Source organism: Citrobacter sp. RHBSTW-01044, assembly GCF_013781945.1.
GTDB classification, from domain to species: Bacteria; Pseudomonadota; Gammaproteobacteria; order Enterobacterales; family Enterobacteriaceae; genus Citrobacter; species Citrobacter braakii.
The window spans coordinates 2,852,571-2,878,519 of sequence record NZ_CP056180.1 but is presented as its reverse complement, the minus strand read 5'-3'; the positions used below and the strand labels follow the sequence as shown (position 1 = coordinate 2,878,519).

The window sequence follows — 25,949 nt, the reverse complement described above, 5'->3', positions numbered from 1 at the left end:
TGTGAAAGTCTACGATATCACCCCAATGGGCAAGCCCAGAATGACGCGCGCTGACAAATGGAAAAAACGCCCCGAGGTTCTGCGTTACCGGGCTTTCTGTGATGAAGTTCGTCTGCAGGGTGTTGAGCTGCCGGAAAGCGGTTCGCATGTCACCTTCATTCTTCCGATGCCAGCGAGCTGGAGCAATAAGAAACGGACAGAGTTCAATGGTAAACCACATCAGGCTAAACCTGATTTCGACAACATGATGAAAGCCCTGATGGATGCTATTTACGAAGATGATGCTCACATCTGGGATTCACGCATCACAAAATTATGGGGAGAGAAGGGACAAATAATTATCGGGGAGATTGCAGAATGAGGGCGCTGCTGAAGCCGGTGGTTGCGCGTGAGCTTGGAATTGTGCTGCTCAAACCGGGCAGCGAGCTAATGTCATTATTCAGTTGTGAACGTGTGTTGGTGGAAAGTCAGCCTGCAAGCATGGAAAGGTTGCCTGCAGGCCCTGTTCCTGACGTTCGCCAGCCGCTGGCCAGTGACGAATCCCTGTGGCCGTTCTTCCAGGATGAAAAAGTTATAAAGGCTGCTGGTGGTTTTAGTGGTCTTGATTACTGGCTTCTGCGTTATGGCGGTAGCTGCTGCCAGTGGCCACACAGCAATTACCATTATCACGAGTTAACCACTCTGCGTCATGAACCCGGATCGGTTCTCCTGTGTGGACATTGTGATAACCATCTGCGTGACCACTACAGCGAACAACTTGCAGAGCTGGCGAGACGTAATGTTATTAACTGGATTATTAACAGCATCATGGTGGCGCTAAATATGGATTCTTCCAGAGAGTTGTCGCTGGCTGAGCTTTGCTGGTGGGCGGTTCGAATGGGAGTTACCGACGCAATTCCCGAATCAGCAGCCAGTCGGTCGCTACGTATTCCTTCGAAAGAGCATCATTCAGTCATGCGTGAATGCGATATCGAACCGGGTGTAACCGCCACCAGCATCATTACAGCCAGAGCCAACGCAGTAACCGTGAACATGCCACCAGCGCAAGTTCCAGCGATTAAACCCGTAGTCGGTGTCCTGGTAGATCCCGAGTCCCCGCAAACCTATATGAAACGTCCGAAGAGGATCCGCTGGACGGCCCCCGGGTATCTGGAATGGATTAAAACACAGCCCTGCGAATGCTGCGGCAAACCATCAGATGACCCACACCATTTAATCGGCTGGGGGCAGGGAGGGATGGCTACGAAAGCGCATGATATTTTCGCGATCCCTTTGTGTCGTCAGTGCCATACAGAACTACATAACGACCCGGTGAAGTTTGAGCAAAAACATGTTCCTCAGCCGGTAATGATAATCAGAGTGCTGGACCGGGCTTATGGGCTTGGCGTTCTGGCGTAAGGAGAAGAACAGGATGACACCACGTCAACGCCGCAATCATCTGGAAGCGCTGGGTAAAGCGGCTTCTGCTCCACGCAAAAGCTGGCTGGGTAAATGTATTCTCCTTACAGGGATCCAGTCCGGATGGATTAAATCCCTGCTCACTATATGGGGCGAGGGTGTGGGAGGGAAAACTGCACCCCGTTTGCCGCGAAGTCATGCATGCTGGAATGTTATTAAAGGACGGAATTGGTCAGATAAGGCGTTAGAGCGATTCACTGTTGCGTTAAATCAGGCGAGAGAAGAGGGATTCCGTGGACAGCAGGCAATGAACAGGGCACATAGCATTCTCTGGCCGCAGTCATCCGCTAGTGTGATTGATGAAGCCCTGCATAATGATGATGTCGATTTTGTTGAGCAATGCGTACTGCAGGCGCTGGATATTAATGATCCGGTTTATGTGGTCGGTCTTCAGTATTACACCACCCGAAAAAAAATCTCAGACATAACCCGGGAGTTGCAGGCGATTGCGCCATGGTTAACTGATGGGGAGGCGAGAAAGCGCGTGCGCTGGTGCCTAGAAATATTCAGAGCAAAGGTCTTTTTGGAAGCACGCAAACTGTTATCTGAATAGACTCACTGAAATCATTTTTTAGCTATTGATGCTATTTTTTGATAATGGTGTTGAAAACGGGCCAGAAAATCAGATAATTCATTCATGCTTGGCAGAGCTGCGCCACTATGGCAGCGACAAAAAGCGAACAATTTGAACATAACGAGAACCCCGCCACCGCGGGGTTTTTGGTTTCCGGCGATACGACAGGGGTATTCGCGAGGTGCATAGCACCAGTACCCCTGTCATATCGTCGATCTGAAATCGTTAACTCGAAAACAAGTTCTCGCAATCCTTTTTCGTTTCTAACTCAGAGGAAAAATGATAGGGGGTCACTGCTAAACGTAGACATCAATATTTTTAGTATTATTCCCTGCAGCGTTCGAACCTGATTTGTCACTTACTGAAGGTAATGCTACCGATGCCATTTGGTTTTTTTCTGCTTCTTGTTTTTGTAATTGAGCAATTTTGGCGTATATAGACTCGATTTGCCTTTGAATCATCTCCATCTGCTCTTTAAGCAGTTTTGCCTCCTCCTCGGAGGTTACTTCATTTATTTTTGAACCCATGGCGCTGAGTTCTTTTGTCAACTCACCAATTTGTTTTTTAAGGTTTTGAATTTGTTGTGAAACAGAGTTTCCAGTACTTGAAGGTGCTTGTTTTACTGTGCTTTGCAGTATGTCCTGACCCAAAGTGCTAACTGTCATGCTCATGGTGGTTCCTCTGGCCTTACATTTATTACCCATTATCGTCATCTTTCGAAATTACTTTATAGCAAAGATTAAGTTGTGGCTTCCTGCACCACAGCATTATTTGTACTGCTCTATACTATCTGCTGAGTATCGCGGAGGAGCTTATGAAAGAAGGGTATTACTGGATTCAGCATGTCGGTGTTGTACAGGTAGCGTACTACACGAATGACACTGTTGATGACTTGGAAACGGGGAAAATAATCACAGGTGTTTGGCATCTGACCAGAGGCGATGACATTTGCCATAACGGTGAAGCAGAGGTGTTAGAAGGTCCTCTCTCTCCACCATTGTAAACAACCGTACTTACTTCGAGGCTGCCGCATGGCGGCCTTTTTTTTATTCCCCTCATTCCTGAGAGGACTCACAGCAATTTAGAGGGGGCTAAATGCCCGATCCGATTTCCGGTACTGGGCTGGCTGGTGGTGTCCTGACGGGGGCCAGTGTCTATGAACTGTTAACCGGAACCGATTACGGTGTGGTGTTTGGCGCATTTATCCGGGTAGCCCGTTCACGGGTCATAAGTAACGAAGTGTGATGTATATGTAAGATCGTATGCGCCTGTTAGGACGCAACTGGAAACAGAGCCTTATAGGCGTATCAGAAAAACCTCCGGCTATGCCGGAGGATATTTAAATAATTTCACCAGTCTTATAACCAAATTTCTCAAGTTTTAGCCTGGCTTCTTCTGCAATCTGCCATGATGAATTAACGGCTACCCAGATATTAGAATGTGTTTCGGGCTGATTCAGTGTTAAAGAATCTATGAAAACTTGAATCGGGTTTATAAACCCCTCTCTTTTTGTGCTCTCCAAAACAGAGTTAAGACTGTTGCTGATACTTTTACAGGCTTCTGTTAGTGCTGCAATATCCGCATCAAAACTGGATAAGTACACTCTGAATCGTTCATTTTTCCCATTATTCACGATCTATCCTTTTTCATTGGTTGCTAGAACCAAGTAGTAGATCAGGAATTGAATTGGAGAGCAAGCTACTGTAATTGGCTAGTCTAACCTTGCTCGATGGAAAAATTATCAAACATCATTTTTAGGCTGCCAACTGGCGGCCTTTTTCATTTCAGGCTCACGGGAATCATCCGCTACGTGCTTTGTTGATAAATCCAGCCCGTGAAGCCTGACCCTTTAATCACACACAGCGCCATCCGAAGAATCGGAGGTGAGGCTATGACCAGAATGAGCACCATTTACAGCAGACTTTCATATGGAACAGGAACCACGCTGACCGGCTGCGGTGTATCAGCGAAGGCATATGCCGAAACAGCTAAAACAGCAAAAGAGGTGTCCTGGATGTTGGCCGACAGAATTGCAGGGTTAAGCCTGAGCGACTGGGCAATTATTGTCGGTATCGCATGCACTGTTATTACCTGTGCAGTGAACTGGTATTACAGGAAAAAGGAAAGGGAGGACCGGCTTAATGGTAATGTCACCAAAGCTGAAGAATAAACTGAGCGCAGCGGTCGTTGGTTTGATTCTTGCCGGGGCTTCCGCCCCCGTGATTCTCGATCAGTTTCTGGATGAGAAAGAGGGTAACAGCCTGACAGCATATCGCGACGGTGGCGGAATCTGGACTATTTGCCGTGGTGCCACGATGGTTGATGGTAAGCCAGTAGTTCAGGACATGAGGCTTTCTGCTGAGAAATGTGCCCAGGTAAACGCCATCGAACGCGACAAAGCGCTGGCGTGGGTTGAGCGAAATATCAAAATTCCGCTGAGTGAGCCGCAGAAAGCGGGTATCGCATCTTTTTGCCCTTATAACATCGGTCCCGCAAAATGCTTCCCATCTACGTTTTACAAGCGCATTAACGCTGGTGACCGTAAAGGAGCCTGTGAAGCGATCCGCTGGTGGATTAAAGACGGTGGCCGTGATTGTCGCCTGACTAAAGGCCAGAAAAATGGCTGTTATGGGCAGGTAGAACGGCGAGACCAGGAAAGCGCGCTGACGTGCTGGGGGATAGACCAGTGAACAGAAGTCTCGTTTTTGTTGGGATGGCAGCTATCATCCTCATCTCGGTGCTCTGTGTGCTGCTGGCCCGCAGTAATGCCGCGCTGGCCACGTCAGAGAGCGACAACCGGGTTTTGCGTAGCGACAACGCGCTACAGACGGCGGTGATAACTACTCAGGCCTTCAACTTCAACCGGTTTAACCAGATAGCAGAGAATACCAACCGCCTTAATTCGCTAATAGATGCCGGAACAGAGAAAACCATCATTGAATACCGGGAGATTTTACGACGTGAAAAAACCTGTGATTTGCCTGTTCCTGCTGATGTCGCTGGTGGGCTGCTCGAATACGCGCACCGTTTACGTGCCAATGCAATGCACCCCGATACCGGGGAGGCTGACACAGTCAGTGATAGCGCCGCTGCCGCCAGCTCAATAACGTACTGCCAGGCAGTGCTGTGGATTAACCCGCTACTGGCCACCATTGAGAAGGCAAACAATCAGCTTGCCGGAATACGTGAAATAGAAAATACCAGAGCCTCGCCATAGAAGAGAAAGTTATTCCCATGTGAAGGCTGTCGTTTCTGGGTTGAAAGTTATAGTTGCTTGGCTCCAGTTATTTCCAGCAAGCATTTTCTCTATGCAATGTGTGGCGTAAAGATCATCGGGCGGATAGAAAGGAGTGTATTCGCTTTCTATGGTCAACTTGACGTCATGTATTGAAGCGATTGCGGTACGTCCTTCATTGTCAATGTTGCGGAAACAGGAAATTCTCGCTTCGTAAAACTTGTCCGGCAAACCTTCTAACATGCACCCAGTAGCCCACTGCAGAAGCTGCTCGGTTGAATATTCCTGCGGTACCTCTTGGGTGGTTTTTTGATTGATGAGCCTGTTGAGTGTTTTGAGAAAATTAAACATTTCATCTCCTTATGGTTATATTTGGAAACATATCATTTAACGAACCCAACTCATAGAGCATTCCAGCAGGCATTCACTGAGTGCCTGCTGTAATGTTAAACATTAAAATTTGTATTTATTTCTTATCGTTACAATCAGGGATCATTCTCAAAAGAGTGTTATCTTTCTGGACGTAGTGATGAAATAACGCTGCACCTGCATGCGCTGCGATTAAAAAGTATCCGACGTTTGCCAGTGTTTCGTGAATATCTTTAATAAGTGATTTTGTTTCCCCGTCAGGAGTAACGAAAGGTGCAATGTTAAAACTTAAGAAACTCCAGTCCTTCCCACCGTAAGCCATAATTGTAATACCTAATAATGGCAGAGCCAAAAAAGAAATGTACAGCAGGATATGCATTATTTTAGCCGCCATCATCTGCCAGGCTGGTGGGGGTGGAATGATGGCTGGGTCATGATACTTATGTTTAATAATTAATCGTATTATCATTAAAAACCAGACAAACACCCCAACATTATAATGTGTTTCTTTCATGAGAAGGTAGGTGTTGCTGCCTTTGGGAAACCAGCCACGAAGCTCCATAGCTGCATAGGTTATCGCTATTAATATCAGGGTTAGCCAGTGTAAGCGAATCTGAAGTTTTGAGAATTTGACCATTATTCTTGCCTCAAACGGGGTGTTACATCGACCATAAATCATGAAGCTTAACAAATCCTTATTTTGTTGAGAGATTAAGAATTTGTTATTCCAGCGATCTTACTTGAATATTTTGATAATAATTATCATTTTTATTTCTTTCTGGTAATCCGTGATGTTACGGGGCAAGAACTGCGCAGATTCTCGCTATTTATGAGAACTTTTAATCAGCTACTGGTTCATTTTTACTTTCCGCTTATTACACAATTTGTATCCAACAAACAGGACTATGCCGATGCCAGCACGTGCTAAACGCCCATGCCGACACAAAGGGTGTGCGGCAATCACCAATGATGTCAGCGGATATTGTGACCAACACCGACAGCAGCATGCTGGTGACGGCTGGCGGAATTATCAGTCAGGAAAGAGTAGGCAAGAACGTGGATACGGGCGACTCTGGGAAATTAAACGAGCGCGTATCCTTCAGCGTGATAAATACCTGTGTCAGAACCATCGCCGACAGAGGATAGCGAAGAAAGCGGCAAGCGTTGACCACATCATTCCAAAAGCTCATGGCGGTACTGATGACGATTCCAACCTTGAGTCGTTGTGCTGGGAATGCCACAGAGCAAAGACAGCAAGAGAACGTACTCGATGATAATATTCACTGTTGTAATGCATAAGAACAGTTTCTACATTCATGCAGATACCCGGAAGGAATTTTGGGTGTTTTTGAGTAAAACACTGGGATGGGGCAAATTTGAGTTAATTCGCCCCTCTGACGAGTTTAGCCCTACTGGAGGGTTGTTTGAATTAGTCGAAGTGCGTTCGGCAGATTCAGAACCCCCTGAGTCAGTAACTGTAGGGTCAAATGTTTTATGGCGTCTCCCGGAAGCTCTCGGAGTTTTGAAATCAATCCCTTCTTCTGATCTTCAGATATATTTGCGACACGGATTATATCCTCAAGGGCAACAATCGTGTCATTGTGTAACCGAACTGTTTGAACCTTAAGGATTGCACTTAAGCCGCCATCATCAAGAAGAAAATCAATTCCTTTCTCTGTAATGTTGCAGTATGGGGCGTTGAAGATAAAATCAACGCCAGCCATGGTTTCGCTGCGTACGAAGGGTGTAGAAACAAGACTATGCATTTCAAGATATAGCATGCACGCCACAAAGTGATCATAGTTATCAAACTTCTCAATGAGGTCTCGCTCCTGTGCCTTGTTTAAAGAGTTAGGAGCACAATCTATAAGAGCGTTGAGGATCTCAAGTTGTAAGGCTCTATCATATTTTCTAGTTTTATCCATTTCTTAGACTCCATCGTTTATTTATTCAGATTAACTGAAGACACTATGCTGAACATCCTGATGGATGACCAGTATCTGCTTTTGCATGCTTTCTTGCTGTCATCTTCAAGGGGGAGGGGGGATCAAATCCCTGACACCTTTCGCTCTTTAGGACTGCCCGCTTCCTCGTATTTTTATACCCGCGAAAAATGAAATTTAACCAGGAGTGTCGCTTATGGCTGGAACGGCGGGGCGTTCCGGGCGTCGCCCCAAGCCAACGGCGCGCAAGGAGCTGGCAGGGAACCCCGGCAAACGAGCCCTGAATAAAGAGGAACCTGTATTCACACCGATTAAAGGCGTGGCACCACCTGACTGGTTTTCTGAGGATGAAGGTCTGCCAATGGCGTCCGTCATGTGGGAACTGACCACGAAAGAATTATGTGGGCAGGGATTACTGTGTGTTACCGATCTTGCCGTACTCGAGCGCTGGTGTGTTGCCTACGAGTTCTGGCGCAGGGCGGTTAAAAATATCGCCAGAGATGGGTTGTCTATCACTGGTGCTATGGGGGGAAAGATAAAAAACCCTGAGCTAACAGCAAAGAAAGAGCAGGAATCGGAGATGAGTTCTACCGGCTCCATGCTTGGACTTGACCCCAGCAGTCGTCAACGACTGATCGGCCTTGCCGGACAGAAGAAAGCCTCTAACCCATTCCTGAAGATGATCAACTCATGAGCCGGAAATCGTACCCCAACGTAAACGCCGCGAATCAATACGCCCGCAACGTTGTGCGGGGGAAAATTCCGGCGTGCCAGTTTGTCATTCAGGCCTGCCAGCGTCATATCGATGACATGGCGGCTGAAAAGAGTAAGAAATTTCGTTACCGCTTCGATAAAGACATGGCAGAAAAGGCCGCGAAATTTATCCAGTTGTTGCCACATACAAAAGGAGAGTGGGCATTCAAGCGGATGCCGATCACTCTGGAGGCATGGCAACTGTTTATTGTGTGCTGCGCCTTTGGCTGGGTCCAGAAAGGGTCGAAGCTTCGACGATTTCGCGAGGTTTACACGGAGATACCGCGTAAAAATGGGAAATCAGCTATTTCGGCAGGTGTGGCGCTGTACTGTTTTACCTGTGATAACGAGTTTGGCGCTGAAGTATATTCCGGGGCCACAACTGAAAAGCAGGCGTGGGAAGTATTCAGGCCCGCTCGTCTGATGTGTAAGCGCACACCGCTGCTGGTGGAAGCGTTCGGGATCGAAGTTAATGCATCCAACCTGAACCGGCCAGAAGATGGCGCGCGTTTTGAGCCGCTGATTGGTAACCCTGGGGACGGCGCTTCACCGCACTGTGCGATTGTTGACGAGTATCACGAACATCCCACAGATTCGCTCTACACCACTATGCTGACGGGTATGGGGGCGCGGCGACAACCACTAATGTGGGCGATCACGACGGCGGGTTACAACATTGAGGGGCCATGCTACGACAAACGGCGTGAAGTGATTGAGATGCTGAATGGCACAGTACCGAATGAGGAATTGTTCGGCGTGATATACACCGTCGACGAGGGGGATGACTGGACCGATCCTAAAGTGCTGGAAAAAGCTAACCCGAATATGGGCGTGTCGGTCTATCGTGACTTTCTCCTCAGCCAGCAACAGAGAGCTATTAATAACGCCCGTCAGGCTGGTGTATTTAAAACTAAACACCTCAACATCTGGGTTGCAGCCCGTGCTGCTTTCTACAACCTGGTTTCCTGGCAGAACTGTGAGGATAAGACACTTACGCTGGAGCAATTCGAAGGACAGCCATGTGTTCTGTCTTTCGACCTGGCGCGCAAGCTGGATATGAACAGTATGGCGCGGTTGTTCACCAGGGAAATTGACGGCAAGACACATTACTACAGCGTTGCTCCCCGCTTCTGGGTTCCCTACGACGCAGTATTCAGCGTTGAAAAGAACGAAGATCGTCGTACTGCGGAGCGATTTCAGAAATGGGTTGAAATGGGACTGCTTACAGTTACTGATGGCGCTGAAGTTGATTACCGCTACATCCTTGAAGAGGCCAAGGCGGCAAACAAGCTCAACCCAGTCAGTGAGTCACCGATTGACCCGTTCGGCGCGACGGGGCTTTCACATGATCTGGCTGATGAAAGCCTTAATCCGATCACTATTGTTCAGAACTACACCAATATGTCTGATCCGACGAAGGAGCTGGAAGCCGCCATTGAGTCAGGCCGCTTTCATCACGACGGGAACCCGATTATGAGCTGGTGTATCAGCAACGTCGTCGGGAAGTATTTGCCCGGTAATGACGATGTGGTTAAACCCATCAAAGAGCATAACGAAAACAAAATCGATGGCGCGGTTTCGCTGATTATGGCAATCGGACGGGCAATGTTGAATAGCCGGGCGAGTAATTCATCCGTTTACGACGAGGAAGATGTAGCATGCTAATGACGTTTTTAAGTTTTTTTATCGGCCTCGCCGGAGCCGCGTTACTGTCTGCCGGTGCCTGGCTTATTTCACCTGCAGCCGGGCTTATTACTGGCGGTTCAATCTGCCTGCTGTGGTCATTTTTAATCGCGAAATCAATGTCTGCCAGCGTAATTAAATCAGGGGGTGAATAATGTTCATTCCCCAGATGTTTCGGGGTAAATCTCAGTCTGGTGGTAGTTTCTGGCAGGCGATGCTGGGTGGTGTGAGTTCCAGCCAGAGCAAGGCGGGGATCGTTATCACTTCTGAAACCGCAATGGCGTTATCGGCGGTCCGGGCATGTGTAACGCTTCTGGCAGAATCGGTGGCGCAGCTGCCGTGTGAACTTTACAGGCGAGGCGCTAACGGAGGCCGTGAACGGGCGACTGACCACCCTGTATATGATCTGATTCATTCCGAGCCCAACAAAAAAGACACTTCATTTGAATACTTTGAACAGCAGCAGGGCCTGCTTGGCCTGGAGGGAAATTGCTACTCGATCATCGACAGGGACGGGAAAGGTTATCCCCGCGAATTAATCCCGGTTAATCCCCAAAAGGTCATTGTCCTGAAAGGCCCGGATGGGATGCCATATTATGAACTACCCGAAATTGGCGAAACGTTGCCAATGCGCATGATGCATCATGTGAAGGTCTTCTCACTGGATGGCTATATCGGCAGTTCCCCAATCCAGACGAACGCGGATGTTCTTGGGCTAAACCTCGCCGTGGAAGAGCATGCTTCTCAGGTCTTTCGCCGTGGTACAACGATGAGCGGCGTTATTGAACGTCCAAAAGACGCTCCGACGATCAAAAGCCAGGATGCTATCGACCGCCTGCTGGCAAAGTGGACGGACAGATATTCCGGCGTCAGGAACGCATTCTCTGTTGCATTGCTTCAGGAAGGGATGAGCTACAAACAGCTATCTCAGGATAATGAGAAAGCGCAGCTGTTACAGTCCCGTCAATGGGGCGTGGAGGAAGTGTGCCGGCTCTATAAAATCCCGCCCCATATGGTGCAGATGCTGGCGAAAGCCACGAATAACAACATTGAGCACCAGGGGCTGCAGTTTGTGATGTACACGCTGTTGGCCTGGCTGAAGCGCCATGAAGGCGCATTAATGCGCGATCTGCTTTTACCCAGCGAGCGCAGTGATCTGTACATTGAATTCAATGTTTCTGGCCTGCTGCGCGGTGATCAGAAGTCACGCTATGAATCTTATGCATTAGGCCGCCAGTGGGGCTGGTTATCGGTTAACGACATTCGCCGCATGGAGAACCTTCCACCCATCGCCGGAGGGGACAAATACCTGACGCCTCTGAATATGGTCGACAGTAAACAAATCTTACCTGGCGATAACACGCCAACAGCAAAACAACTGGCAGAAATCAACTCTATTCTGTCCAGAAACTGAATATCACCCGCAGTGCGGGCTGACCTGGTAAACATCATGACAAAAAATTTAATTAATCTGCCGCATCTGGCGGCTATGGTCTTTGGTGTTCCACATTACGTGACACGACAGACAATGGATTCTGTAAAAGCTGTGCTGGTTCCCCGTATTCAGGGATTATCAGAAGAGGCTGGAATTCACATGACACAGAATCCTGATAACAATCAGGCGCCAGATTTGGTTCAACCAGCTAGTGGAATGGCTGTTATTCCTGTTCACGGCATTCTGGTTCCACGTCGTGGGCAAATTACTGCAATGTGTTCGGAACTTACCAGCTATGAGCGCATACGTAGCCAGGTGCATGCTGCATTAAATGACCCTTCCATCAGTGAAATTGTGCTGGATATAAATTCTGGTGGTGGTGCGGCGGTTGGATGCAAGGAACTGGCCGATTATATTTTCCAGTCACGTCAAACTAAGCCTATTACTGCAATTGTGAACTACAGCGCCTATTCTGCGGCTTACTTTATCGCTTCGGCCTGCAGCAAAATTGTAGTCAGCCAGACCAGTGGAGTCGGCTCGATTGGAGTGATCATGGAACACCTGGATACTTCCAGGATGGAAGAGCAAATGGGGTTAACATTCACCACGATTTTTCGGGGAGATAACAAAAATAACGGTACACAACATGAGCCACTGAGTGAAGACGCTCGGGGAATGTTCCAGAGGATGATTGACGATATGTACGAGACGTTTATTACCTCTGTAGCGGAATACCGGAAACTTGCCCCTCAGACGGTGATTAACACACAGGCCGGAATCTATTTCGGCGCTGATGCCATTTCTGCTGGTCTTGCTGATGAAGTTTCGGATCCTCAGTCCGCGATTAATGCCATTGCGGCAAAGTACAAACAACCTCAACAAACCACTTCCATAAAGTTGCAGGCAGCCGCGATGGACCTGCAAACCAGAATGTAACCCGGCGCTAACGCGTCATTACCAGAAAGCAGCCAACAGGCTGCTTTTTTTATGCCAAAAAGAGAGAAAAACATGGATCATATTGAAGAATTGCGTCGTGAACGTGCGGGTATTAATCAGAAGGTTCAGGTACTGGCGGCAGTAGAAACTGGTGGCGGTACGCTGACTGCGGAGCAGTTAACCGAATTTGCCAGCCTGCAGCAGCAGTTCACGGATATCAGCGCCAAGATTGAGCGTCTGGAAGCGGCTGAACGTGCTGCAGCGCTTGTCGCCAAACCGGTTAAAGGCACACAGCAGACTCCAGGTATCAGCATTAAGGCTGAGCCAAAGCAATATACCGGCGCAGGCATGACCCGTCTGGTGATGTCGATTGCGGCAGCACAGGGTAACGTTCAGGATGCTGCTAAATTTGCAGCTGAAGAACTGAATGACCAGTCTGTCTCGATGGCCATCAACACTGCCGCCGCGTCAGGCGGTGTTCTTATTCCGCAAAACCTGCACAGCGAGGTGATCGAACTGCTGCGCGATCGCACCATCGTTCGTAAGCTGGGCGCTCGCTCCATTCCGCTGCCGAACGGCAACATGGCGCTGCCGCGTCTGGCAGGTGGTGCGACGGCGAGCTACACCGGGGAAGGCAAGGATGCGAAAACATCAGAAGCGCGCTTCGATGATGTGAAACTCACTGCGAAAACCATGATTGCAATGGTTCCAATCTCAAACCAGCTGATTGGTCGTGCTGGCTACAACGTGGAGCAGCTGGTCCTGCAGGATATTCTGACCGCGATCTCTGTTCGTGAAGATAAAGCCTTTATGCGCGATGACGGTACCGGTGATACGCCTGTCGGTATGAAAACGCGAGCAACTGAGTGGAACCGCCTGCTGCCGTGGGAAGCTGCTGCAGAGGTTAATCTGCAGACGATTGATACCTATCTCGACAGCATCATCCTGATGGCGATGGACGGGAACAGCAACATGATCAGCTGCGGCTGGGGCATGTCGAACCGTACCTACATGAAACTGTTCGGGCTGCGCGACGGTAACGGTAATAAGGTCTACCCGGAAATGGCCCAGGGGATGCTGAAGGGATTTCAGATTCAGCGTACCAGCGCTATCCCGGCAAACCTCGGTGACGCTGGCAAAGAGTCGGAAATTTACTTCGCTGACTTTAATGACGTGGTTATCGGTGAAGACGGCAACATGAAGGTGTCGTTTTCGCAGGAAGCCTCCTATCAGGACGGGGACGGAAATCTGGTTTCCGCGTTCTCCCGTAACCAGTCGTTGATTCGCGTGGTGACGGAGCACGATATCGGCTTCCGTCATCCGGAAGGTCTTGTTCTCGGGACAAAAGTGCTGTTTTAACCGGTCCTGCACTCTGTGCGACCACGGTCGCACAGCGTAAAAGCACGTAATTCCCCAAGCCCGCAGCAGCGGGTTTTTTCTTTTCAGGAGCAAAACGATGACGACGAAAGCGGCAAAAGCAGCGGCAGCGGCGGTTGCAGCCGGTGATGTGAAAAAGCCGGATGAACTGACGCCGGAAAATACAGTGGACGGGGATGACGGTCAGAATACTGCAGCGGGTTCAGGTGATACAGGTGTTGATCTGACCGGAAGTGAAACAAACGGGGCCACGGTCCTGACGGGAGCAGAAGTGATGCGGAAAGCGGTTTTTTTCCTGGGACCCTATCATCGTTATTCACGCGGTGATACGGCCTGTTTTGATACTGAGTACGCAGAAAAACTGGTTGAACGCCATATTGCGGTATGGCCAGAAGATGCGGAAAAGGCGCTGAGTCCCCGCAAGGGAGCCGATGACCATGATACTGACATTGGATGACGTGAAAACCCAGCTCCGTCTGGAGCCGGATTTCACGGAGCATGACGGCATGCTCACTAAAATGGTGGCGGCTGCGCAGAAGAGTATTGAACGTGACTACTACTGCAAACTGGTGGGAAGCGACGACGAACTGCAGGCGCTGCCGGAAGGTGTACGCGGTTTTGTGGCGGATGAAGATATCCAGCTGGCCATGCAGTATCTGGTCGGGGATGCGTATCTGAATGGTTTCACCGGTCAGTGGCTGGAGACGGCTCCGGTCCGGCATCTTCTTTTCCCGTTGCAGGAGAACACCGTATGAGCCTGAAGCCGGAAGAGATGACCTGCCGTCTTTCGATTGGGTATATGCAATCCGGTCGGGGACCGCTGGGTGAACAGCTGCCGGAGCAACTGGTCACGACCGGGAAAGCCTGGGCGAAGCGCGAGCTGGTCTCGGGCAGAAAGATCCGCACACTGGATCAACAACAGGTTGTTGAAACGTGTCTTTTTACCACTCATCCGAACCTGAATATTGATATCGACTGGAAAATAACGACGTCTGACCGGGTTTATACCGTTCGTAACGTCGAACGTCTTGCGGACCGCATCATCATCACAGGGGAGGCAGACGCACGTCATGATCGAGCTGGCATTAAAGGCAGCACTTGAACGCCTGACCGGGCTGGATGTTTACCCTCTGCTCCTGCCTGATGAGCTGCAGGAGGGAATTACTTACCAGTGTATCTCCGATCCGGAGCTGTACGCCGGACTGTTGCGCACAGGCTTGATTGCGGGTCGCTTCCAGATAGCGATTTATCTGCTTAATGACTACACCCGCCTGTTACAGCTGGATAAGAAAATCAGCGCGGAATGGACCGCTATCGTGCATGGCCAGCTGGAGGGCTTTCCCGTGCAGAATGTGGTCCGGGGTGGAATACAGCAGAGTAAATCGGTACTGACCAGCGGCAATATTCAGTACCGGCTCGTCCGGGATTTCACCTTTCACTACCGGGATGCCTCACCATGATCACTATGGACGTAAAAGGGCTGGACGAGCTGGAGCGGCAGCTTATCGCACTCGGTGAAAAGGTCGGCACGAAGGTGTTACGTGACGCGGGGCGTGAGGCGCTGAAAGTGGTTGAAGACGACATGAAACAACATGCCGGCTTCGACGATGCATCCTCTGCAGAGCAGCATATGCGTGATTCCATCAAAATTCGCTCATCCACGCGGAAAGGTCGCGGAAATACGGTGGTCACCCTTCGGGTTGGCCCCAGCAAGAAGCATTACATGAAAGCGCTGGCCCAAGAGTTCGGTACGGTGAAACAGGTTGCCGATCCATTCATCCGTCCGGCACTGGATTACAACGTCCGGCAGGTTCTGCGCATTCTGACCGTTGAAATCCGCAATGGTATTCAGAACAGGTAGCAACCGCTGCCCACTATTTAAGAGAGAATCATTATGGCTGATGAAAATAACACGCCAAAATCATCCCCTGAGTACGCAATGCTTCCTGCCGGGACGGTGGTGAAGTTCGGCGAGGTGGGGGCCGCTGTGGCGGCGCTCAAACCCCTGATTAACTGTAAGGCACTGGGCGCGACAGGTCAGACGGGAGGATTTGTCGACTGTACCACCCTGCTGGACAAGAGTAAGCAGTCGGTGTCAGACCTGCCGGAAGGGCCGGAGAAATCGCTGGGATTCATTGACGACCCGGAAAACGAAGATTTCACCGCGTTCCTCAATGCTGCAGAACAGCGTAAGACCGTTCAGTTTTATATTGAGCTGCCGAACAAAAGAACGGCTTCAATGATCCTTGCGCTTTCAGGCTGGCAGATGAACGAAATCACAGCGCCTGCCAGTGAAGTTATCCAGATTACGGTGCAGGGTAAGCAAAACAACATTAAATGGGGGATCGCCGCGCCGGCACCAGATGCCGGAGCGTAATCTGTTTCCCGATATACACCGCCTCCGGGCGGTTTTTTTTCGTCTGAAAAACAGGATACACCATGTCTGAATTTAGCCTCTCCGCACTGAAAAATGCACTGCTCAAAACGAAATCCACGCCTACTGAAACTGAAATTTTAGGCACAAAGGTTTACCTGCGTCGGCTGACGGCGGCTGAGCTTATTGATCATGAAGATGCACTCATCGAGGCGCAGACCTCTGGCAATGCCCGCCTGGCGTCTGAGCTGAGCGTACAGATTGTTATCGACAGCCTGGTTCAGCCTGACGGCTCGCCGATTAAAGCCAAAGACAAACCCACGGCGAAGGAGCTGCTGGCGGCACACGATAACGTTGTGCTTCTGGATGCCATCGACAAAGTGAAAAAGCACGCCATCGGTAAGCTGGAAACCGCCGAAAAAAACTGAGTGACTCGCCCTGGCTGGAGCTGATTTTCTGGCTGGCCGACCGCTGGGGCGAGCCTGACCCGTCAAAAATTGCGGCGCTTCCGGCTGACACGCTTTTCCACTGGCGGGCTTTCTTCCTCAAACAGGGCATTTTCAAAAAGCCTTGCCGGGAAGAGCCTGACAGTAATCCGCCCCCTGTTAAATCCCCCACCGCCGCCGTGAATCCGAGTCTGGATGCGCAGTGTGCGGCAGTTATGAAGGTATTAATGTAATGGGTGACGTTGCCTCTCTTGCCGTTGGGCTGCATCTGAATGCAGCGAACTTTAAATCGCAGCTGATGAGCGCCTACGGCAGCGCTGAGAGTCAGTCACGCCAGTTTAACCGCAATGCCCAGGCTGATGCGAAAAAGACGGAGGATGCCTATAAGCGTGTTTCTGCTTCGGTATCAGGGCTGGCTGGCAGGCTGGCAGGTTTTGCCGGGGCGGGTTTATCGCTGGGCACCATTATTAACACTACGCGGCAGTACAGCCAGTCCCTGTCGGATTTGCAGGCCATCACCGGTGCCACCAGTGCGCAGATGAAACTGTACGATCAGGCAGCGCAGGAAATGGGCCGCACAACGGAATACAGCGCATCGCAGGCTGCCGAGGCCATTAAGCTGATGGCTTCGGCAAAGCCTGAACTGCTGAGTACCTCTGCGGGGCTGACGGCGGCGACCAAAAGCGCGTTAACGCTGGCCCAGGCGGCAGGGACCACGCTTCCGGATGCCACCCGAACGCTGGCGCTGTCGTTAAACCAGTTTGGGGCGGGAGCCAGTGAAGCCGACCGGTATATCAATGTGCTGGCTGCCGGCGCGAAATTTGGTTCGTCGGAGATAGCCGATACTGCTGCTGCTATTAAAAATGGCGGGGTGGCAGCGGCACAGGCTGGCGTAGGTTTTGAAACCCTCAATGCCGCCATACAGGTACTGGCGGAGCGTGAGGTTAAAGGCGGCGAGGCCGGAACCGCGCTGCGTAACGTGATCCTGAATCTGGAGAAGGGAACCGATAAAACCCTGAAGCCTTCTGTTGTCGGGCTGAGTCAGGCACTGGAGAACCTGGCCGGGAAAAACCAGTCAACAAAGCAGGCCGTGAAGCTGTTCGGGGTGGAAAACCTCAGCGCGGCATCCATCCTGGTGCAGAACCGCGAGAAGGTGGAGTCGCTGACCGCCGCCCTGACCGGTACACAGACCGCACATGAGCAGGCCGAAATCAGGGTAAATAACCTCAACGGCGATCTTCTCAGCCTGACTTCGGCTTTTGAAGGCCTGATTATTAAGGTGGGACAGAGCGGAAACGGCCCGCTGCGCAGTGGTGTTCAGACCGTTACCGATGCCATTAATGGCCTGACGGATAATTTTAATACGGTCGCCAACGTTGCGCTGTATACGCTGATTCCTGTTCTGGCGACAAAACTGACGGCAGGTATCAGGGGCAACATCGGTGCCTGGGTGGAGCAGCAGCAGGCAGTCAGGGCCAGCGCGATGGCGCAGGCCGATATGGCGCGAAAAACGCTGGAAAGTACCGCCGCCACGCTGGCACAGAATAACGCAGAATTCGGGCGTTATCGGGAAATGGAGAAAAGTGCCAGACAATTTGGCCTTAACGTCAGTTATCAGAGTGAGTTTAACCGCTTAATCCGGCAGGAAACCGAGCAGACACTGCTCTCCACCCAGGCAAAGAGCCAGCTGAATGCTGCCAATAAACAGCTTTCCGTTTCAGCCCGCGCAGCCTCTGCAGCAGTAGGTATGGCAAGAGGGGCGCTGGCACTTGTTGGCGGTCCGGTGGGAGCGGCGATGCTGGCAGGTTCGGCGTTGCTCTATTTCCATAATCAGGCGAAGAATGCCCGTCAGTCAGCGATTGACCTGAAAAATGCTGTCGTTGAAACGAATGAAGAACTAAAAAAACTGTCGCTTAACCAGCTCAACGTGAAACAGCTGGATATTGATGAACAGTTTGAGAATCAGGTTATTCAGCGAAATAAACTGATTAAGGAAATTCAGGATGCGGACAGCCGTATCGATGGATTGAGCGGCTTCGACCCGTTCGGACAGCTTAAAGGCGTACAGAACGATAAAACCCGCTACAAAGGGGATCTGGATGCCGTTGAACAAGGGTTAAAACTCCTCAAGGAACGGCAAAAAATTGTCAAAGAGGCCATAGAGCAGGCTAAATCAGGGAAAACCGATCCCTCGCCGAAGCCGGATAAACCAAGGAATGAAACAGGGAGCGATAAACCCGATACCCCCTGGACCGGGGAAGGCGGGGATACTGGTAAGGGGCAAAAGGCGAAGGTTAACCATTATGAGCAACTGCGGCGTGAAATCGAAGCGGCGCATGCCTCAAGTCTCGGACGAATCAACCTGCAGGAGCAGGAAAGCGCCAGAAAACTCCTTGAAGCCGCCCGCGCTGACGGGGCCAGCGAGGCTGATATTCAGAAGACGTTGCTACTGAATGCTGAAAATTATCAGAAACAGCGCCTCGAACTGGCAGAACAGTATGCGCCGGCCAGAGCCTCTCTGACAAAAGAGCGCGAAGCGAGCCAGGAGCTGAAGTCGCTCCTGGATGCCCGTCTTCTGGATGAAAAGGAATACCAGACGGCCAGAATCACGCTGGCACAAAGTACAGCCCGCGAACTGTTACAGGCACAGGCAGCGGCAATGTCTGCCCCTCTGATTGATATCGCCGGCACGGTTGATCCGCTGGCAGAACTGCGCAATCAACTGGCCGAGCGTCAGTCTTTGCTGCAGGCTTTTTATCAGAACGATGTTATCAATAAAGAACAGTACGAACTGCTGAAGCAAAAGGCTGACAAGGATTCCGCTGATGCGCAGTACCAGACGGCGGTGGAGCTTTATAAGTCGCAGGGAAACCTGAACAGCCTCGCCATTGGCCTGATGGAAACCACCCAGGAGCGAACCTCCAACATGCTGACCGGGATGCTGAACGGTACACAGACACTCCGGGACGGGATGATTGGGTTATTTTCCTCCCTGACACAGTCGGTGATTAAAAACCTTGTCGATATGGCAGCGCAGGCGCTGATTACTAACACCATTCTGAAATCCATTATGGGTATCGGCGGCAGTCTTTTGGGTGGTGCAGCCACCGCGAGTACCGGCACGGCCATCAGCAGTTTTGGCAGCAGTTTTAGTTTTAATGCGAAGGGCGGTGTTTATGACTCACCTTCATTAAGTGCCTACAGTAACGGCATCTATGACAGCCCGACCCTGTTTGCTTTTGCAAAGGGGGCAGGTGTGTTTGGTGAAGCTGGTCCGGAAGCCATTATGCCCCTTGCTAAAACGCCTGACGGTACGCTGGGCGTCAGGGCGCTGGGTGACCCGGGTTCCTCTGGTGGTGGTATGAATGGGTGGATTACTTATTCACCTGTGTATCACATTGCCATCCAGAATGACGGACAAAACGGGGAGATAGGGCCGCAGGCATCGCAGATGCTGGTCAGAATGATCGATACGCGCGTCATGAGCATCCTGAGAACTCAGGGCCGCGATGGCGGCATGCTGGCGGGAGGATAAGTGAAAACCTTTCATTGGGCACCCAGGGAGGGGATGCCGTCTTCTGTTTCCCCTTCAGTGACAACCATAAAATTTGGGGATGGCTATGAGCAACGTCGCCCGACCGGACTCAACCATCAGTTAATTAACTTCCAGCCTGTTTTCCGGACAACGTCGGACAATTCCCGCACCGCACTTGAAGCGTTTCTGGTCGAGCACGGGGGATATAAAGCCTTTCTGTGGCGACCGCCAAAATACAACCGCACGATTAAAGTTGTCTGCCGGGAATGGTCTGTTACGGACAACGTCACGTATTCTGATTTCAGCTGTAAATTTGAGCAGGTTATTGCTTAAGGATCCTTATGCAGGATATTCCTCAGAACACCCTCAACGAAACCACGAAAACCGAGCAGTCTGCCCGCATTGACTTGTGGGTAATCGACCTGACGGCCTTTGGTGGCCAGCGTTACTACTTTTCAAATGAACTAAACGAGAAGGGAGAGCCGGTCACCTGGCAGGGCAGGAAGTATGACGTTTACCCGATACAGGGAACCGGATTTGATCTGGTAGGGAAAGGGACGTCTTCCCGACCGACGCTGGCGGTGTCGAACCTGTTTGGCATGGTCACGGGACTCGCGGAGGATGTGCAGAGCCTCGTCGGGGCCACGGTGGTAAGGCGCGTGGTATACGCCCGTTTTCTCGATGCGGTGAACTTTACAGGCGGCAATCCGGAGGCTGATCCGGAACAGGAAGTGGTCAGCCGCTGGGTGATTGAACAACTGTCGGAGCTGAAAGCCACCACGGCGACCTTCGTGCTGGCCACACCGACCGAAACGGACGGTAGCGTGTATCCGTCGCGGATCATGCTGGCTGATGTCTGCAACTGGACCTACCGTTCGCAGGAGTGTGGCTATGTCGGGCCACCTGTGGCGGACGAGTTTGATAAACCCACGACAGACCCTGCAAAAGATGCCTGCAGCAAATGCCGTACCGGCTGCGAGCTGCGTAATAACCTGCCGCGCATCGGCTGTTTCCTCTCCATTAACCGTCTTTCCTGATGGATACACCCATGAAAAAAACACTCCTGGCGCATGCTGCAGCATGCGCGCCGGCTGAATCGTGTGGCTGGGTGGTGAACACGCCCGCAGGGGAGCGGTATTTTCCCTGCCAGAATCTTTCCGCTGAACCGACTCTGTATTTCCGCATGGATCCGGCAGATTACCTTCAGGCGCAGGCGGCAGGCGATGTGGTGGCCCTGGTACACAGCCATCCCGATGGCCAGCCGTTTCTCAGCGATGTTGATCGCCGCCTGCAGGTGCAAAGTGGCCTGCCGTGGTGGCTGGTCTGCGATGACCGGATATACAAATTTCGCTGCATGCCATTCCTCACCGGGCGGGCATTTGAGCACGGGGGGACGGACTGTTACACCCTGTTCCGAGATGCGTACCATCTGGCGGGTATTGAGATGCCGGATTTTGCGCGGGGGGAGGACTGGTGGAAGCAGGGCGAGAATCTGTATCTGGATAATCTGGAGGCGACAGGTTTTTATCGGGTGAATGCTGAAGAGGCACAGCCCGGAGACATTCTGATTTGTTGTTTTGGTTCATCAGTTGCCAACCATGCCGCGATTTACTGCGGCGACGGCGAACTGCTGCACCATATTCCTGACCAGCTCAGTAAACGCGAGAGGTATTCTGAAAAATGGCAACGCCGCACACACTCGATATGGCGACACCGGGCATGGCACGACTCTGCCTTCACGGGGATTTACAACGATTTGGCCGCCGCTTCAGCCTCAGTATAAAAACGGGGGCCGAGGCCATTTACGCGCTGGCCATACAGGTTCCGGGCTTCCGGCAGAAAATGAATGATGGCTGGTATCAGATACGCATCGCCGGTCAGGATGTGGATGAAACCAGCGTGTCAGCCCGTCTGCATGAACCGCTGCCGGACGGGGCCATTATTCATATTGTCCCGCGTATGGCAGGGGCAAAATCCGGTGGCCTGTTTCAGGTCGTGCTGGGTGCTGTGGCAATAGGCGCGTCCTTTTTTACGGCAGGCGCTTCAATGGCAGCCTGGGGGGCTGCGTTATCTGCCGGTGGTATTTCGGTATCCTCAGTTCTGTTTTCTATGGGGGCAGCCATGATGCTGGGTGGTGTGGCGCAGATGCTGACGCCGCAGGCAAAAATCCCCTCGTCCCGGCAGACCGATAACGGCAAACAGAACACTTATTTTTCGTCACTGGACAACATGGTGGCGCAGGGGAATGCCCTGCCGGTGTTGTACGGTGAAATGCTGGTCGGCTCCCGCACGATCTCCCAGGAAATAAGCACACGGGATGAGGGCGGCGGCGGGCAGGTGGTGATCATCGGTCGCTGATTTACTGCAGCATATTTATATTAAAACAGAACCGCCTTCGGGCGGTTTTGTCGTTTCAGAGGGAACAGATTATGGGGAAGGGTGGTGGCAGCAGTAAAACGCCGCATGAGGCTCCTGACGACCTGAAATCCAGCCAGATGCTGACCGTTGTTGATGCCATCTGCGAGGGGCCGATTGAAGGTCCGGTGGACGGGCTGAAAAGTGTCAGAATTAACAAAACGCCGGTCCTCGACAGCGACGGTAATGCGATGGTTCACGGTGTCACCGTGGTTTACCGCGTGGGGGAGGATGAGCAGACCGCGATGGAGGGATTCGAAGACTCCGGTGCTGAAACCCTGCTGGGTGTGGAGGTGAAGAAGTCAGAGCCGGTGACCCGCACCATTACCGCTAAAACGGTGGACCGTCTGCGTTTTACCTTTGGTGTGCAGTCTCTGGTCAGTACCAGTACCAAAGGCGACCGCAACCCGACCAGCGTACAGATGCTGATCCAGTTTCGCCGGGACGGGCTGTGGCGAACGGAACGGGATATCACCATTACAGGTAAAACAACCACGCAGTTTCTGGCATCTGTGGTGATCGATGATTTGCCGCCCCGGCCGTTTGAAGTCCGCATGCAACGTATCACTGATGACAGTACGACAGACCTGCTGCAGAACAAAACGGTGTGGTCGGGCTATACCGAAATCATTGATGTAAAACAACTCTATCCGAATACCGCCGTTATCGGGGTAAAAGTGGACGCGGAGCAGTTTGGCAGCCAACAGGTCACGCGAAACTATCTCCTGCGCGGGCGCATCGTACAGGTGCCGTCGAATTATGATCCGGTAAAACGGACGTATTCCGGGCTGTGGGACGGGACGTTTAAACCCGCCTGGACAGATAATCCGGCCTGGTGTGTGCTGGATATGCTGACCCACCCGCGCTATGGCATGGGAAGCCGCATCGGTGTTGCCGATGTGGACAAGTGGGCGCTGTATGCCATTGCACAGTACTGCGATCGGCTTGTTCCAGACGGTTTTGGCGGGACAGAGCCGCGTATCACCTGCAATGCGTATCTGACGGACCAGCGTAAAGCGTGGGACGTGCTGGGGGACTTCTGTTCCCTGATGCGCTGCATGCCGGTCTGGAACGGCAATACCCTGACCTTTGTACAGGACCGGCCCGCCGATAAAGTCTGGACCTATACGCAGAGTAATGTGGTGATGCCCGCTGACGGTGCGCCGTTCATCTACAGCTTCAGCGCCCTGAAAGAGCGCCATAATGCCGCCGAGGTCCGTTACACCGACCCGAACAACGGCTGGGAAACGTCCACCGAACTGGTGGAAAACGACGCTGCCATCCGGCGCTACGGTCGCAACGTCCTGAAGATGGACGCGTTCGCCTGTACCAGCCGGGGGCAGGCGCACCGCGCCGGACTGTGGGCCATCACCACCGAATTGCTGGAAACGCAGACGGTGGATTTTTCCGTGGGGGCCGAAGGACTGCGACATGTTCCCGGCGATATCATTGAGGTCTGCGACAGTGATTATGCCGGCGTGACCGTGGGCGGACGCGTTCTGTCGGTCGACAGCCTGTCCCGTACGCTCACCCTGGACCGCGAGGTGGAAATACCGCCAGGCGGCAATGTGGTGCTGAACCTGGTGGGCAGCGATGGCCAGCCTGTTACCGTCGCGGTCACTGCACATCCGGCCCCGGACCGCGTGACCGTCAGCCAGTTACCCGATGGCGTGGCGGCGTACAGCGTGTGGGGGCTGAAACTGCCGGACCTGCGCCAGCGCCTGTTTCGCTGCGTGGCCATACGGGAGAATGATGACGGGACGTATGCCATCACCGCCGTGCAGCATGTTCCGGAGAAAGAGAGCATCGTGGACAACGGTGCGAAGTTTGACCCGTTGCCCGGCACAGGTGTCACGAACACACCACCCGCTGTGCAGCATCTCACCACGGAGATTCTGGCAGAGGACGGGCAGTATCAGGCGCGGGCGCGCTGGGACACGCCGCGCGTGGTGAAAGGCGTTAACTTCTTCCTGCGCCTGACGGTGAAAGCGGAAGATAACAGCGACCGCCTGGCCAGCAGCCTGACCCTGACCGAAACGGAGCACACCTTCCGCAACCTGACGCCGGGGCGCTACACCCTGACGGTGCGGGCGGTGAACACCCAGGGCCAGCAGGGTGAGCCTGCCAGCACAGATTTCAGTATCGCCGCGCCGGCTGTACCGTCTTATGTTGAGCTGATTCCCGGCTATTTCCAGATAACCGCCACCCCGCGTCAGGCGGTATATGACCCCACGGTGCAGTATGAATTCTGGTTTACGGATACGCAGATAACCGATATCCGCCAGGTGGAAAGCGATGCGCGTTATCTCGGCACGGCGCTGTACTGGATTGCGGCAAACGCGAGTATCAAACCAGGTAAAGACTATTACTTCTATATCCGTGCCGTGAACCAGGTCGGGAAATCGGCGTTCGTGGAGGCTAAAGGCCAGGCCAGCAACGATGCGGCGGGCTATCTGGACTTCTTCAAAGGGGAAATCACCGAAAGCCACCTCGGCAAAGAACTGCTGGAGAAGGTGGAACTGACAGAAGACAACGCCAGCCGGCTGGATCAGTTTTCGGAAGAGTGGCAGGACGCGAACGGCAAGTGGAATGCCATGTGGGGCGTGAAGATAGAACAGACCGAAGACGGGAAGCACTATGTGGCTGGTCTGGGCCTGAGCATGGAGGATACGGAAGAAGGTAAGCTGAGCCAGTTCCTGGTGGCGGCTGACCGTATCGCGTTTATCAACCCGGCGAACGGCAATGAAACTCCGATGTTTGTGGCGCAGGGCAACCAGATATTTATGAACGAGGTGTTCCTCAAATATCTGACGGCCCCGAGCATCACCAGTGGCGGGAACCCGCCGACCTTTATGCTGACGCCTGACGGCAGGCTGACTGCCCGTAATGCGGATATCAGCGGTAATATCAGCGCGAATTCCGGCACCCTCAATAATGTGACGATAGCGGAAAACTGCACCATTAACGGGACAATGCGGGCAGAGAATATTGTCGGCGATATCGTTAAAGCCGTCGGGCGGGCTTTCCCCGGAAGCGCTAATTACCCGAATGGGACCCTCACGGTTCAGATACAGGATGACCACCATTTTGACAGGCAGATAATCATTCCCCCCATCACCTTTGCAGGAGGAAAGGCAAAATCAGAGACAAGCAACGAGATATGGACAGACTGTGGGCTTGTGGTGAAGCACAACGGCAGAGAGATATACAACGCAGAACCCGCGATTACAGCGAGATCATTCAGCAGGGTTCTTGATATGCCAGCCGGAGGTGGAAATGTGACGCTGAGCTTCACGGTTTCATCCAGGGGGTATGGCGGCGGGGCCTGGGCTGATATCAGCAACCTGCTGGTCATGGTGGTGAAGAAGAACAGCACGGGGATCAGCATTTACTGATACCTGAATCCAGAAACGAGC

Annotated in this window: 32 protein-coding genes and 1 pseudogene; 28 read left to right on the top strand and 5 right to left on the bottom strand. The window is 52.1% G+C overall.

What is annotated here, in order from left to right; all coding sequences use genetic code 11:
- Nucleotide 1: 1 nt before the first annotated feature.
- From HV352_RS14065 to HV352_RS14055, 3 genes are read left to right on the top strand one after another with little or no spacing between them, the layout of a single operon-like run.
- The gene (locus tag HV352_RS14065) at nt 2-361 is read left to right on the top strand and encodes a RusA family crossover junction endodeoxyribonuclease (protein WP_137366894.1); all 360 of its coding nucleotides are present in this window, start codon (nt 2-4) and stop codon (nt 359-361) included.
- Entirely contained in the window at nt 358-1,398 is a 1,041-nt protein-coding gene (locus HV352_RS14060; RefSeq protein ID WP_137366893.1) for a DUF968 domain-containing protein, read from the top strand. Before HV352_RS14065 ends, HV352_RS14060 begins: the two co-directional genes overlap by 4 nt.
- Nucleotides 1,399-1,411: 13 nt before the next feature.
- Nucleotides 1,412-2,011 carry a hypothetical protein gene (locus tag HV352_RS14055; RefSeq protein ID WP_137366892.1) on the top strand — a complete coding sequence of 200 codons (600 nt, stop codon included), beginning with the start codon at nt 1,412-1,414 and terminating at the stop codon, nt 2,009-2,011.
- Between the two features lie 317 nt (nt 2,012-2,328).
- Here HV352_RS14055 and HV352_RS14050 read toward each other — a convergent pair whose 3' ends face one another.
- Nucleotides 2,329-2,703 (bottom strand): FlxA-like family protein, encoded by a 375-nt coding sequence (locus HV352_RS14050; protein ID WP_170975985.1) that lies wholly within the window; start codon nt 2,701-2,703, stop codon nt 2,329-2,331.
- A 143-nt stretch (nt 2,704-2,846) separates the two neighbouring features.
- Here HV352_RS14050 and HV352_RS23710 point away from each other — a divergent pair, with 143 nt between their 5' ends.
- Together HV352_RS23710 and HV352_RS14045 are read left to right on the top strand one after the other, a co-directional pair.
- Complete coding sequence (locus HV352_RS23710; RefSeq protein ID WP_049268779.1) at nt 2,847-3,035, top strand: hypothetical protein; 189 nt, start codon at nt 2,847-2,849, stop codon at nt 3,033-3,035.
- Nucleotides 3,036-3,127: 92 nt separating this feature from the next.
- Nucleotides 3,128-3,235, top strand: a pseudogene (locus tag HV352_RS14045) (putative holin); the annotation flags it as partial.
- Between the two features lie 136 nt (nt 3,236-3,371).
- Here HV352_RS14045 and HV352_RS14040 read toward each other — a convergent pair.
- Nucleotides 3,372-3,665 (bottom strand): hypothetical protein, encoded by a 294-nt coding sequence (locus HV352_RS14040; protein WP_048233519.1) that lies wholly within the window; start codon nt 3,663-3,665, stop codon nt 3,372-3,374.
- 258 nt (nt 3,666-3,923) lie between these two features.
- Here HV352_RS14040 and HV352_RS14035 point away from each other — a divergent pair, with 258 nt between their 5' ends.
- The 3 genes from HV352_RS14035 to HV352_RS14025 are packed head-to-tail and all read left to right on the top strand — an operon-like array spanning nt 3,924 to nt 5,249.
- Nucleotides 3,924-4,202 carry a phage holin gene (locus HV352_RS14035; protein ID WP_003832349.1) on the top strand — a complete coding sequence of 93 codons (279 nt, stop codon included), beginning with the start codon at nt 3,924-3,926 and terminating at the stop codon, nt 4,200-4,202.
- Nucleotides 4,174-4,722, top strand: coding sequence for a lysozyme (locus HV352_RS14030; RefSeq protein ID WP_075847143.1), 549 nt, complete (start codon nt 4,174-4,176; stop codon nt 4,720-4,722). Before HV352_RS14035 ends, HV352_RS14030 begins: the two co-directional genes overlap by 29 nt.
- A gap of 23 nt (nt 4,723-4,745) precedes the next feature.
- A complete protein-coding gene (locus HV352_RS14025; protein WP_087050957.1) occupies nt 4,746-5,249 on the top strand; it encodes a hypothetical protein in 504 nt (167 codons plus the stop codon).
- 9 nt (nt 5,250-5,258) lie between these two features.
- Here the strand turns inward: HV352_RS14025 and HV352_RS14020 are convergent, their stop codons facing one another.
- Together HV352_RS14020 and HV352_RS14015 are read right to left on the bottom strand one after the other, a co-directional pair.
- Complete coding sequence (locus HV352_RS14020; RefSeq protein WP_137352520.1) at nt 5,259-5,618, bottom strand: hypothetical protein; 360 nt, start codon at nt 5,616-5,618, stop codon at nt 5,259-5,261.
- Nucleotides 5,619-5,733: 115 nt separating this feature from the next.
- Nucleotides 5,734-6,273: a cytochrome b gene (locus tag HV352_RS14015; protein ID WP_088583146.1), complete on the bottom strand. Its 540-nt coding sequence runs from the start codon at nt 6,271-6,273 to the stop codon at nt 5,734-5,736.
- 274 nt (nt 6,274-6,547) lie between these two features.
- On the opposite strand from HV352_RS14015, the gene HV352_RS14010 reads away from it, so the two are divergent.
- Nucleotides 6,548-6,910: an HNH endonuclease signature motif containing protein gene (locus tag HV352_RS14010; protein WP_071886915.1), complete on the top strand. Its 363-nt coding sequence runs from the start codon at nt 6,548-6,550 to the stop codon at nt 6,908-6,910.
- Nucleotides 6,911-7,045: 135 nt separating this feature from the next.
- Here HV352_RS14010 and HV352_RS14005 read toward each other — a convergent pair whose 3' ends face one another.
- Nucleotides 7,046-7,561, bottom strand: coding sequence for a hypothetical protein (locus HV352_RS14005; RefSeq protein ID WP_003841965.1), 516 nt, complete (start codon nt 7,559-7,561; stop codon nt 7,046-7,048).
- A gap of 214 nt (nt 7,562-7,775) precedes the next feature.
- Between HV352_RS14005 and HV352_RS14000 the strand changes: the two genes are divergently transcribed.
- The 19 genes from HV352_RS14000 (at nt 7,776) to HV352_RS13910 (ending at nt 25,928) form a co-directional block, all read left to right on the top strand.
- Nucleotides 7,776-8,273 (top strand): phage terminase small subunit P27 family, encoded by a 498-nt coding sequence (locus HV352_RS14000; RefSeq protein ID WP_016152730.1) that lies wholly within the window; start codon nt 7,776-7,778, stop codon nt 8,271-8,273.
- Nucleotides 8,270-9,997 carry a terminase large subunit gene (locus HV352_RS13995; RefSeq protein WP_075847151.1) on the top strand — a complete coding sequence of 576 codons (1,728 nt, stop codon included), beginning with the start codon at nt 8,270-8,272 and terminating at the stop codon, nt 9,995-9,997. The genes HV352_RS14000 and HV352_RS13995 overlap by 4 nt, the downstream gene beginning before the upstream one ends.
- Complete coding sequence (locus HV352_RS13990) at nt 9,991-10,170, top strand: hypothetical protein (protein ID WP_003832363.1); 180 nt, start codon at nt 9,991-9,993, stop codon at nt 10,168-10,170. The genes HV352_RS13995 and HV352_RS13990 overlap by 7 nt, the downstream gene beginning before the upstream one ends.
- Entirely contained in the window at nt 10,170-11,429 is a 1,260-nt protein-coding gene (locus HV352_RS13985; RefSeq protein WP_016152732.1) for a phage portal protein, read from the top strand. Before HV352_RS13990 ends, HV352_RS13985 begins: the two co-directional genes overlap by 1 nt.
- Before the next feature lie 36 nt (nt 11,430-11,465).
- Nucleotides 11,466-12,386, top strand: a complete 921-nt coding sequence (locus HV352_RS13980) for a S49 family peptidase (protein ID WP_016152733.1) — start codon at nt 11,466-11,468, stop codon at nt 12,384-12,386.
- Nucleotides 12,387-12,458: 72 nt separating this feature from the next.
- Nucleotides 12,459-13,745, top strand: coding sequence for a phage major capsid protein (locus tag HV352_RS13975; protein WP_016152734.1), 1,287 nt, complete (start codon nt 12,459-12,461; stop codon nt 13,743-13,745).
- A gap of 97 nt (nt 13,746-13,842) precedes the next feature.
- The gene (locus HV352_RS13970; RefSeq protein ID WP_016152735.1) at nt 13,843-14,220 is read left to right on the top strand and encodes a hypothetical protein; all 378 of its coding nucleotides are present in this window, start codon (nt 13,843-13,845) and stop codon (nt 14,218-14,220) included.
- Complete coding sequence (locus HV352_RS13965) at nt 14,201-14,518, top strand: head-tail connector protein (RefSeq protein ID WP_016152736.1); 318 nt, start codon at nt 14,201-14,203, stop codon at nt 14,516-14,518. The genes HV352_RS13970 and HV352_RS13965 overlap by 20 nt, the downstream gene beginning before the upstream one ends.
- Nucleotides 14,515-14,865: a phage head closure protein gene (locus HV352_RS13960; protein WP_016152737.1), complete on the top strand. Its 351-nt coding sequence runs from the start codon at nt 14,515-14,517 to the stop codon at nt 14,863-14,865. The genes HV352_RS13965 and HV352_RS13960 overlap by 4 nt, the downstream gene beginning before the upstream one ends.
- Nucleotides 14,834-15,223, top strand: a complete 390-nt coding sequence (locus HV352_RS13955) for a hypothetical protein (protein ID WP_016152738.1) — start codon at nt 14,834-14,836, stop codon at nt 15,221-15,223. Before HV352_RS13960 ends, HV352_RS13955 begins: the two co-directional genes overlap by 32 nt.
- Entirely contained in the window at nt 15,220-15,624 is a 405-nt protein-coding gene (locus tag HV352_RS13950) for an HK97-gp10 family putative phage morphogenesis protein (RefSeq protein ID WP_016152739.1), read from the top strand. Before HV352_RS13955 ends, HV352_RS13950 begins: the two co-directional genes overlap by 4 nt.
- Nucleotides 15,625-15,657: 33 nt before the next feature.
- Nucleotides 15,658-16,140 carry a hypothetical protein gene (locus HV352_RS13945; protein WP_003832379.1) on the top strand — a complete coding sequence of 161 codons (483 nt, stop codon included), beginning with the start codon at nt 15,658-15,660 and terminating at the stop codon, nt 16,138-16,140.
- A 62-nt stretch (nt 16,141-16,202) separates the two neighbouring features.
- Nucleotides 16,203-16,565 (top strand): phage tail protein, encoded by a 363-nt coding sequence (locus HV352_RS13940; protein WP_075847155.1) that lies wholly within the window; start codon nt 16,203-16,205, stop codon nt 16,563-16,565.
- Between the two features lie 250 nt (nt 16,566-16,815).
- Entirely contained in the window at nt 16,816-20,118 is a 3,303-nt protein-coding gene (locus HV352_RS13935; protein WP_137366890.1) for a phage tail tape measure protein, read from the top strand.
- Between the two features lie 33 nt (nt 20,119-20,151).
- A complete protein-coding gene (locus HV352_RS13930) occupies nt 20,152-20,451 on the top strand; it encodes a phage tail protein (protein WP_049268767.1) in 300 nt (99 codons plus the stop codon).
- Nucleotides 20,452-20,459: 8 nt separating this feature from the next.
- Nucleotides 20,460-21,155 carry a phage minor tail protein L gene (locus HV352_RS13925; RefSeq protein WP_016152743.1) on the top strand — a complete coding sequence of 232 codons (696 nt, stop codon included), beginning with the start codon at nt 20,460-20,462 and terminating at the stop codon, nt 21,153-21,155.
- Nucleotides 21,156-21,166: 11 nt separating this feature from the next.
- Nucleotides 21,167-21,901, top strand: coding sequence for a C40 family peptidase (locus HV352_RS13920; protein ID WP_075847159.1), 735 nt, complete (start codon nt 21,167-21,169; stop codon nt 21,899-21,901).
- Nucleotides 21,799-22,476, top strand: a complete 678-nt coding sequence (locus HV352_RS13915; protein ID WP_049268765.1) for a tail assembly protein — start codon at nt 21,799-21,801, stop codon at nt 22,474-22,476. Before HV352_RS13920 ends, HV352_RS13915 begins: the two co-directional genes overlap by 103 nt.
- A gap of 71 nt (nt 22,477-22,547) precedes the next feature.
- On the top strand, nt 22,548-25,928 hold the full coding sequence (locus HV352_RS13910) for a host specificity protein J (protein WP_087050944.1): 3,381 nt from the start codon (nt 22,548-22,550) through the stop codon (nt 25,926-25,928).
- The last annotated feature ends 21 nt before the right edge of the window (nt 25,929-25,949 follow it).

Excerpts from the sequence above, each read along its gene's own strand:
- HV352_RS13920 (WP_075847159.1), top strand. The coding sequence starts at position 21,167 with ATGAAAAAAACACTCCTGGCGCATGCTGCAGCATGCGCGCCGGCTGAA.
- HV352_RS13925 (WP_016152743.1), top strand. The coding sequence starts at position 20,460 with ATGCAGGATATTCCTCAGAACACCCTCAACGAAACCACGAAAACCGAG.
- HV352_RS13985 (WP_016152732.1), top strand. The coding sequence starts at position 10,170 with ATGTTCATTCCCCAGATGTTTCGGGGTAAATCTCAGTCTGGTGGTAGT.
- HV352_RS13965 (WP_016152736.1), top strand. The coding sequence starts at position 14,201 with ATGATACTGACATTGGATGACGTGAAAACCCAGCTCCGTCTGGAGCCG.
- HV352_RS13945 (WP_003832379.1), top strand. The coding sequence starts at position 15,658 with ATGGCTGATGAAAATAACACGCCAAAATCATCCCCTGAGTACGCAATG.
- HV352_RS13910 (WP_087050944.1), top strand. The coding sequence starts at position 22,548 with ATGGGGAAGGGTGGTGGCAGCAGTAAAACGCCGCATGAGGCTCCTGAC.
- HV352_RS14010 (WP_071886915.1), top strand. The coding sequence starts at position 6,548 with ATGCCAGCACGTGCTAAACGCCCATGCCGACACAAAGGGTGTGCGGCA.
- HV352_RS14000 (WP_016152730.1), top strand. The coding sequence starts at position 7,776 with ATGGCTGGAACGGCGGGGCGTTCCGGGCGTCGCCCCAAGCCAACGGCG.
- HV352_RS14050 (WP_170975985.1), bottom strand. The coding sequence starts at position 2,703 with ATGAGCATGACAGTTAGCACTTTGGGTCAGGACATACTGCAAAGCACA.
- HV352_RS13940 (WP_075847155.1), top strand. The coding sequence starts at position 16,203 with ATGTCTGAATTTAGCCTCTCCGCACTGAAAAATGCACTGCTCAAAACG.
- HV352_RS14055 (WP_137366892.1), top strand. The coding sequence starts at position 1,412 with ATGACACCACGTCAACGCCGCAATCATCTGGAAGCGCTGGGTAAAGCG.
- HV352_RS14015 (WP_088583146.1), bottom strand. The coding sequence starts at position 6,273 with ATGGTCAAATTCTCAAAACTTCAGATTCGCTTACACTGGCTAACCCTG.
- HV352_RS13935 (WP_137366890.1), top strand. The coding sequence starts at position 16,816 with ATGGGTGACGTTGCCTCTCTTGCCGTTGGGCTGCATCTGAATGCAGCG.
- HV352_RS13950 (WP_016152739.1), top strand. The coding sequence starts at position 15,220 with ATGATCACTATGGACGTAAAAGGGCTGGACGAGCTGGAGCGGCAGCTT.
- HV352_RS13930 (WP_049268767.1), top strand. The coding sequence starts at position 20,152 with ATGCCGTCTTCTGTTTCCCCTTCAGTGACAACCATAAAATTTGGGGAT.
- HV352_RS13990 (WP_003832363.1), top strand. The coding sequence starts at position 9,991 with ATGCTAATGACGTTTTTAAGTTTTTTTATCGGCCTCGCCGGAGCCGCG.
- HV352_RS14030 (WP_075847143.1), top strand. The coding sequence starts at position 4,174 with ATGGTAATGTCACCAAAGCTGAAGAATAAACTGAGCGCAGCGGTCGTT.
- HV352_RS14020 (WP_137352520.1), bottom strand. The coding sequence starts at position 5,618 with ATGTTTAATTTTCTCAAAACACTCAACAGGCTCATCAATCAAAAAACC.
- HV352_RS13970 (WP_016152735.1), top strand. The coding sequence starts at position 13,843 with ATGACGACGAAAGCGGCAAAAGCAGCGGCAGCGGCGGTTGCAGCCGGT.
- HV352_RS14005 (WP_003841965.1), bottom strand. The coding sequence starts at position 7,561 with ATGGATAAAACTAGAAAATATGATAGAGCCTTACAACTTGAGATCCTC.
- HV352_RS13955 (WP_016152738.1), top strand. The coding sequence starts at position 14,834 with ATGATCGAGCTGGCATTAAAGGCAGCACTTGAACGCCTGACCGGGCTG.
- HV352_RS13960 (WP_016152737.1), top strand. The coding sequence starts at position 14,515 with ATGAGCCTGAAGCCGGAAGAGATGACCTGCCGTCTTTCGATTGGGTAT.
- HV352_RS23710 (WP_049268779.1), top strand. The coding sequence starts at position 2,847 with ATGAAAGAAGGGTATTACTGGATTCAGCATGTCGGTGTTGTACAGGTA.
- HV352_RS13995 (WP_075847151.1), top strand. The coding sequence starts at position 8,270 with ATGAGCCGGAAATCGTACCCCAACGTAAACGCCGCGAATCAATACGCC.
- HV352_RS13980 (WP_016152733.1), top strand. The coding sequence starts at position 11,466 with ATGACAAAAAATTTAATTAATCTGCCGCATCTGGCGGCTATGGTCTTT.
- HV352_RS13975 (WP_016152734.1), top strand. The coding sequence starts at position 12,459 with ATGGATCATATTGAAGAATTGCGTCGTGAACGTGCGGGTATTAATCAG.
- HV352_RS13915 (WP_049268765.1), top strand. The coding sequence starts at position 21,799 with ATGGCAACGCCGCACACACTCGATATGGCGACACCGGGCATGGCACGA.
- HV352_RS14025 (WP_087050957.1), top strand. The coding sequence starts at position 4,746 with ATGGCAGCTATCATCCTCATCTCGGTGCTCTGTGTGCTGCTGGCCCGC.
- HV352_RS14060 (WP_137366893.1), top strand. The coding sequence starts at position 358 with ATGAGGGCGCTGCTGAAGCCGGTGGTTGCGCGTGAGCTTGGAATTGTG.
- HV352_RS14035 (WP_003832349.1), top strand. The coding sequence starts at position 3,924 with ATGACCAGAATGAGCACCATTTACAGCAGACTTTCATATGGAACAGGA.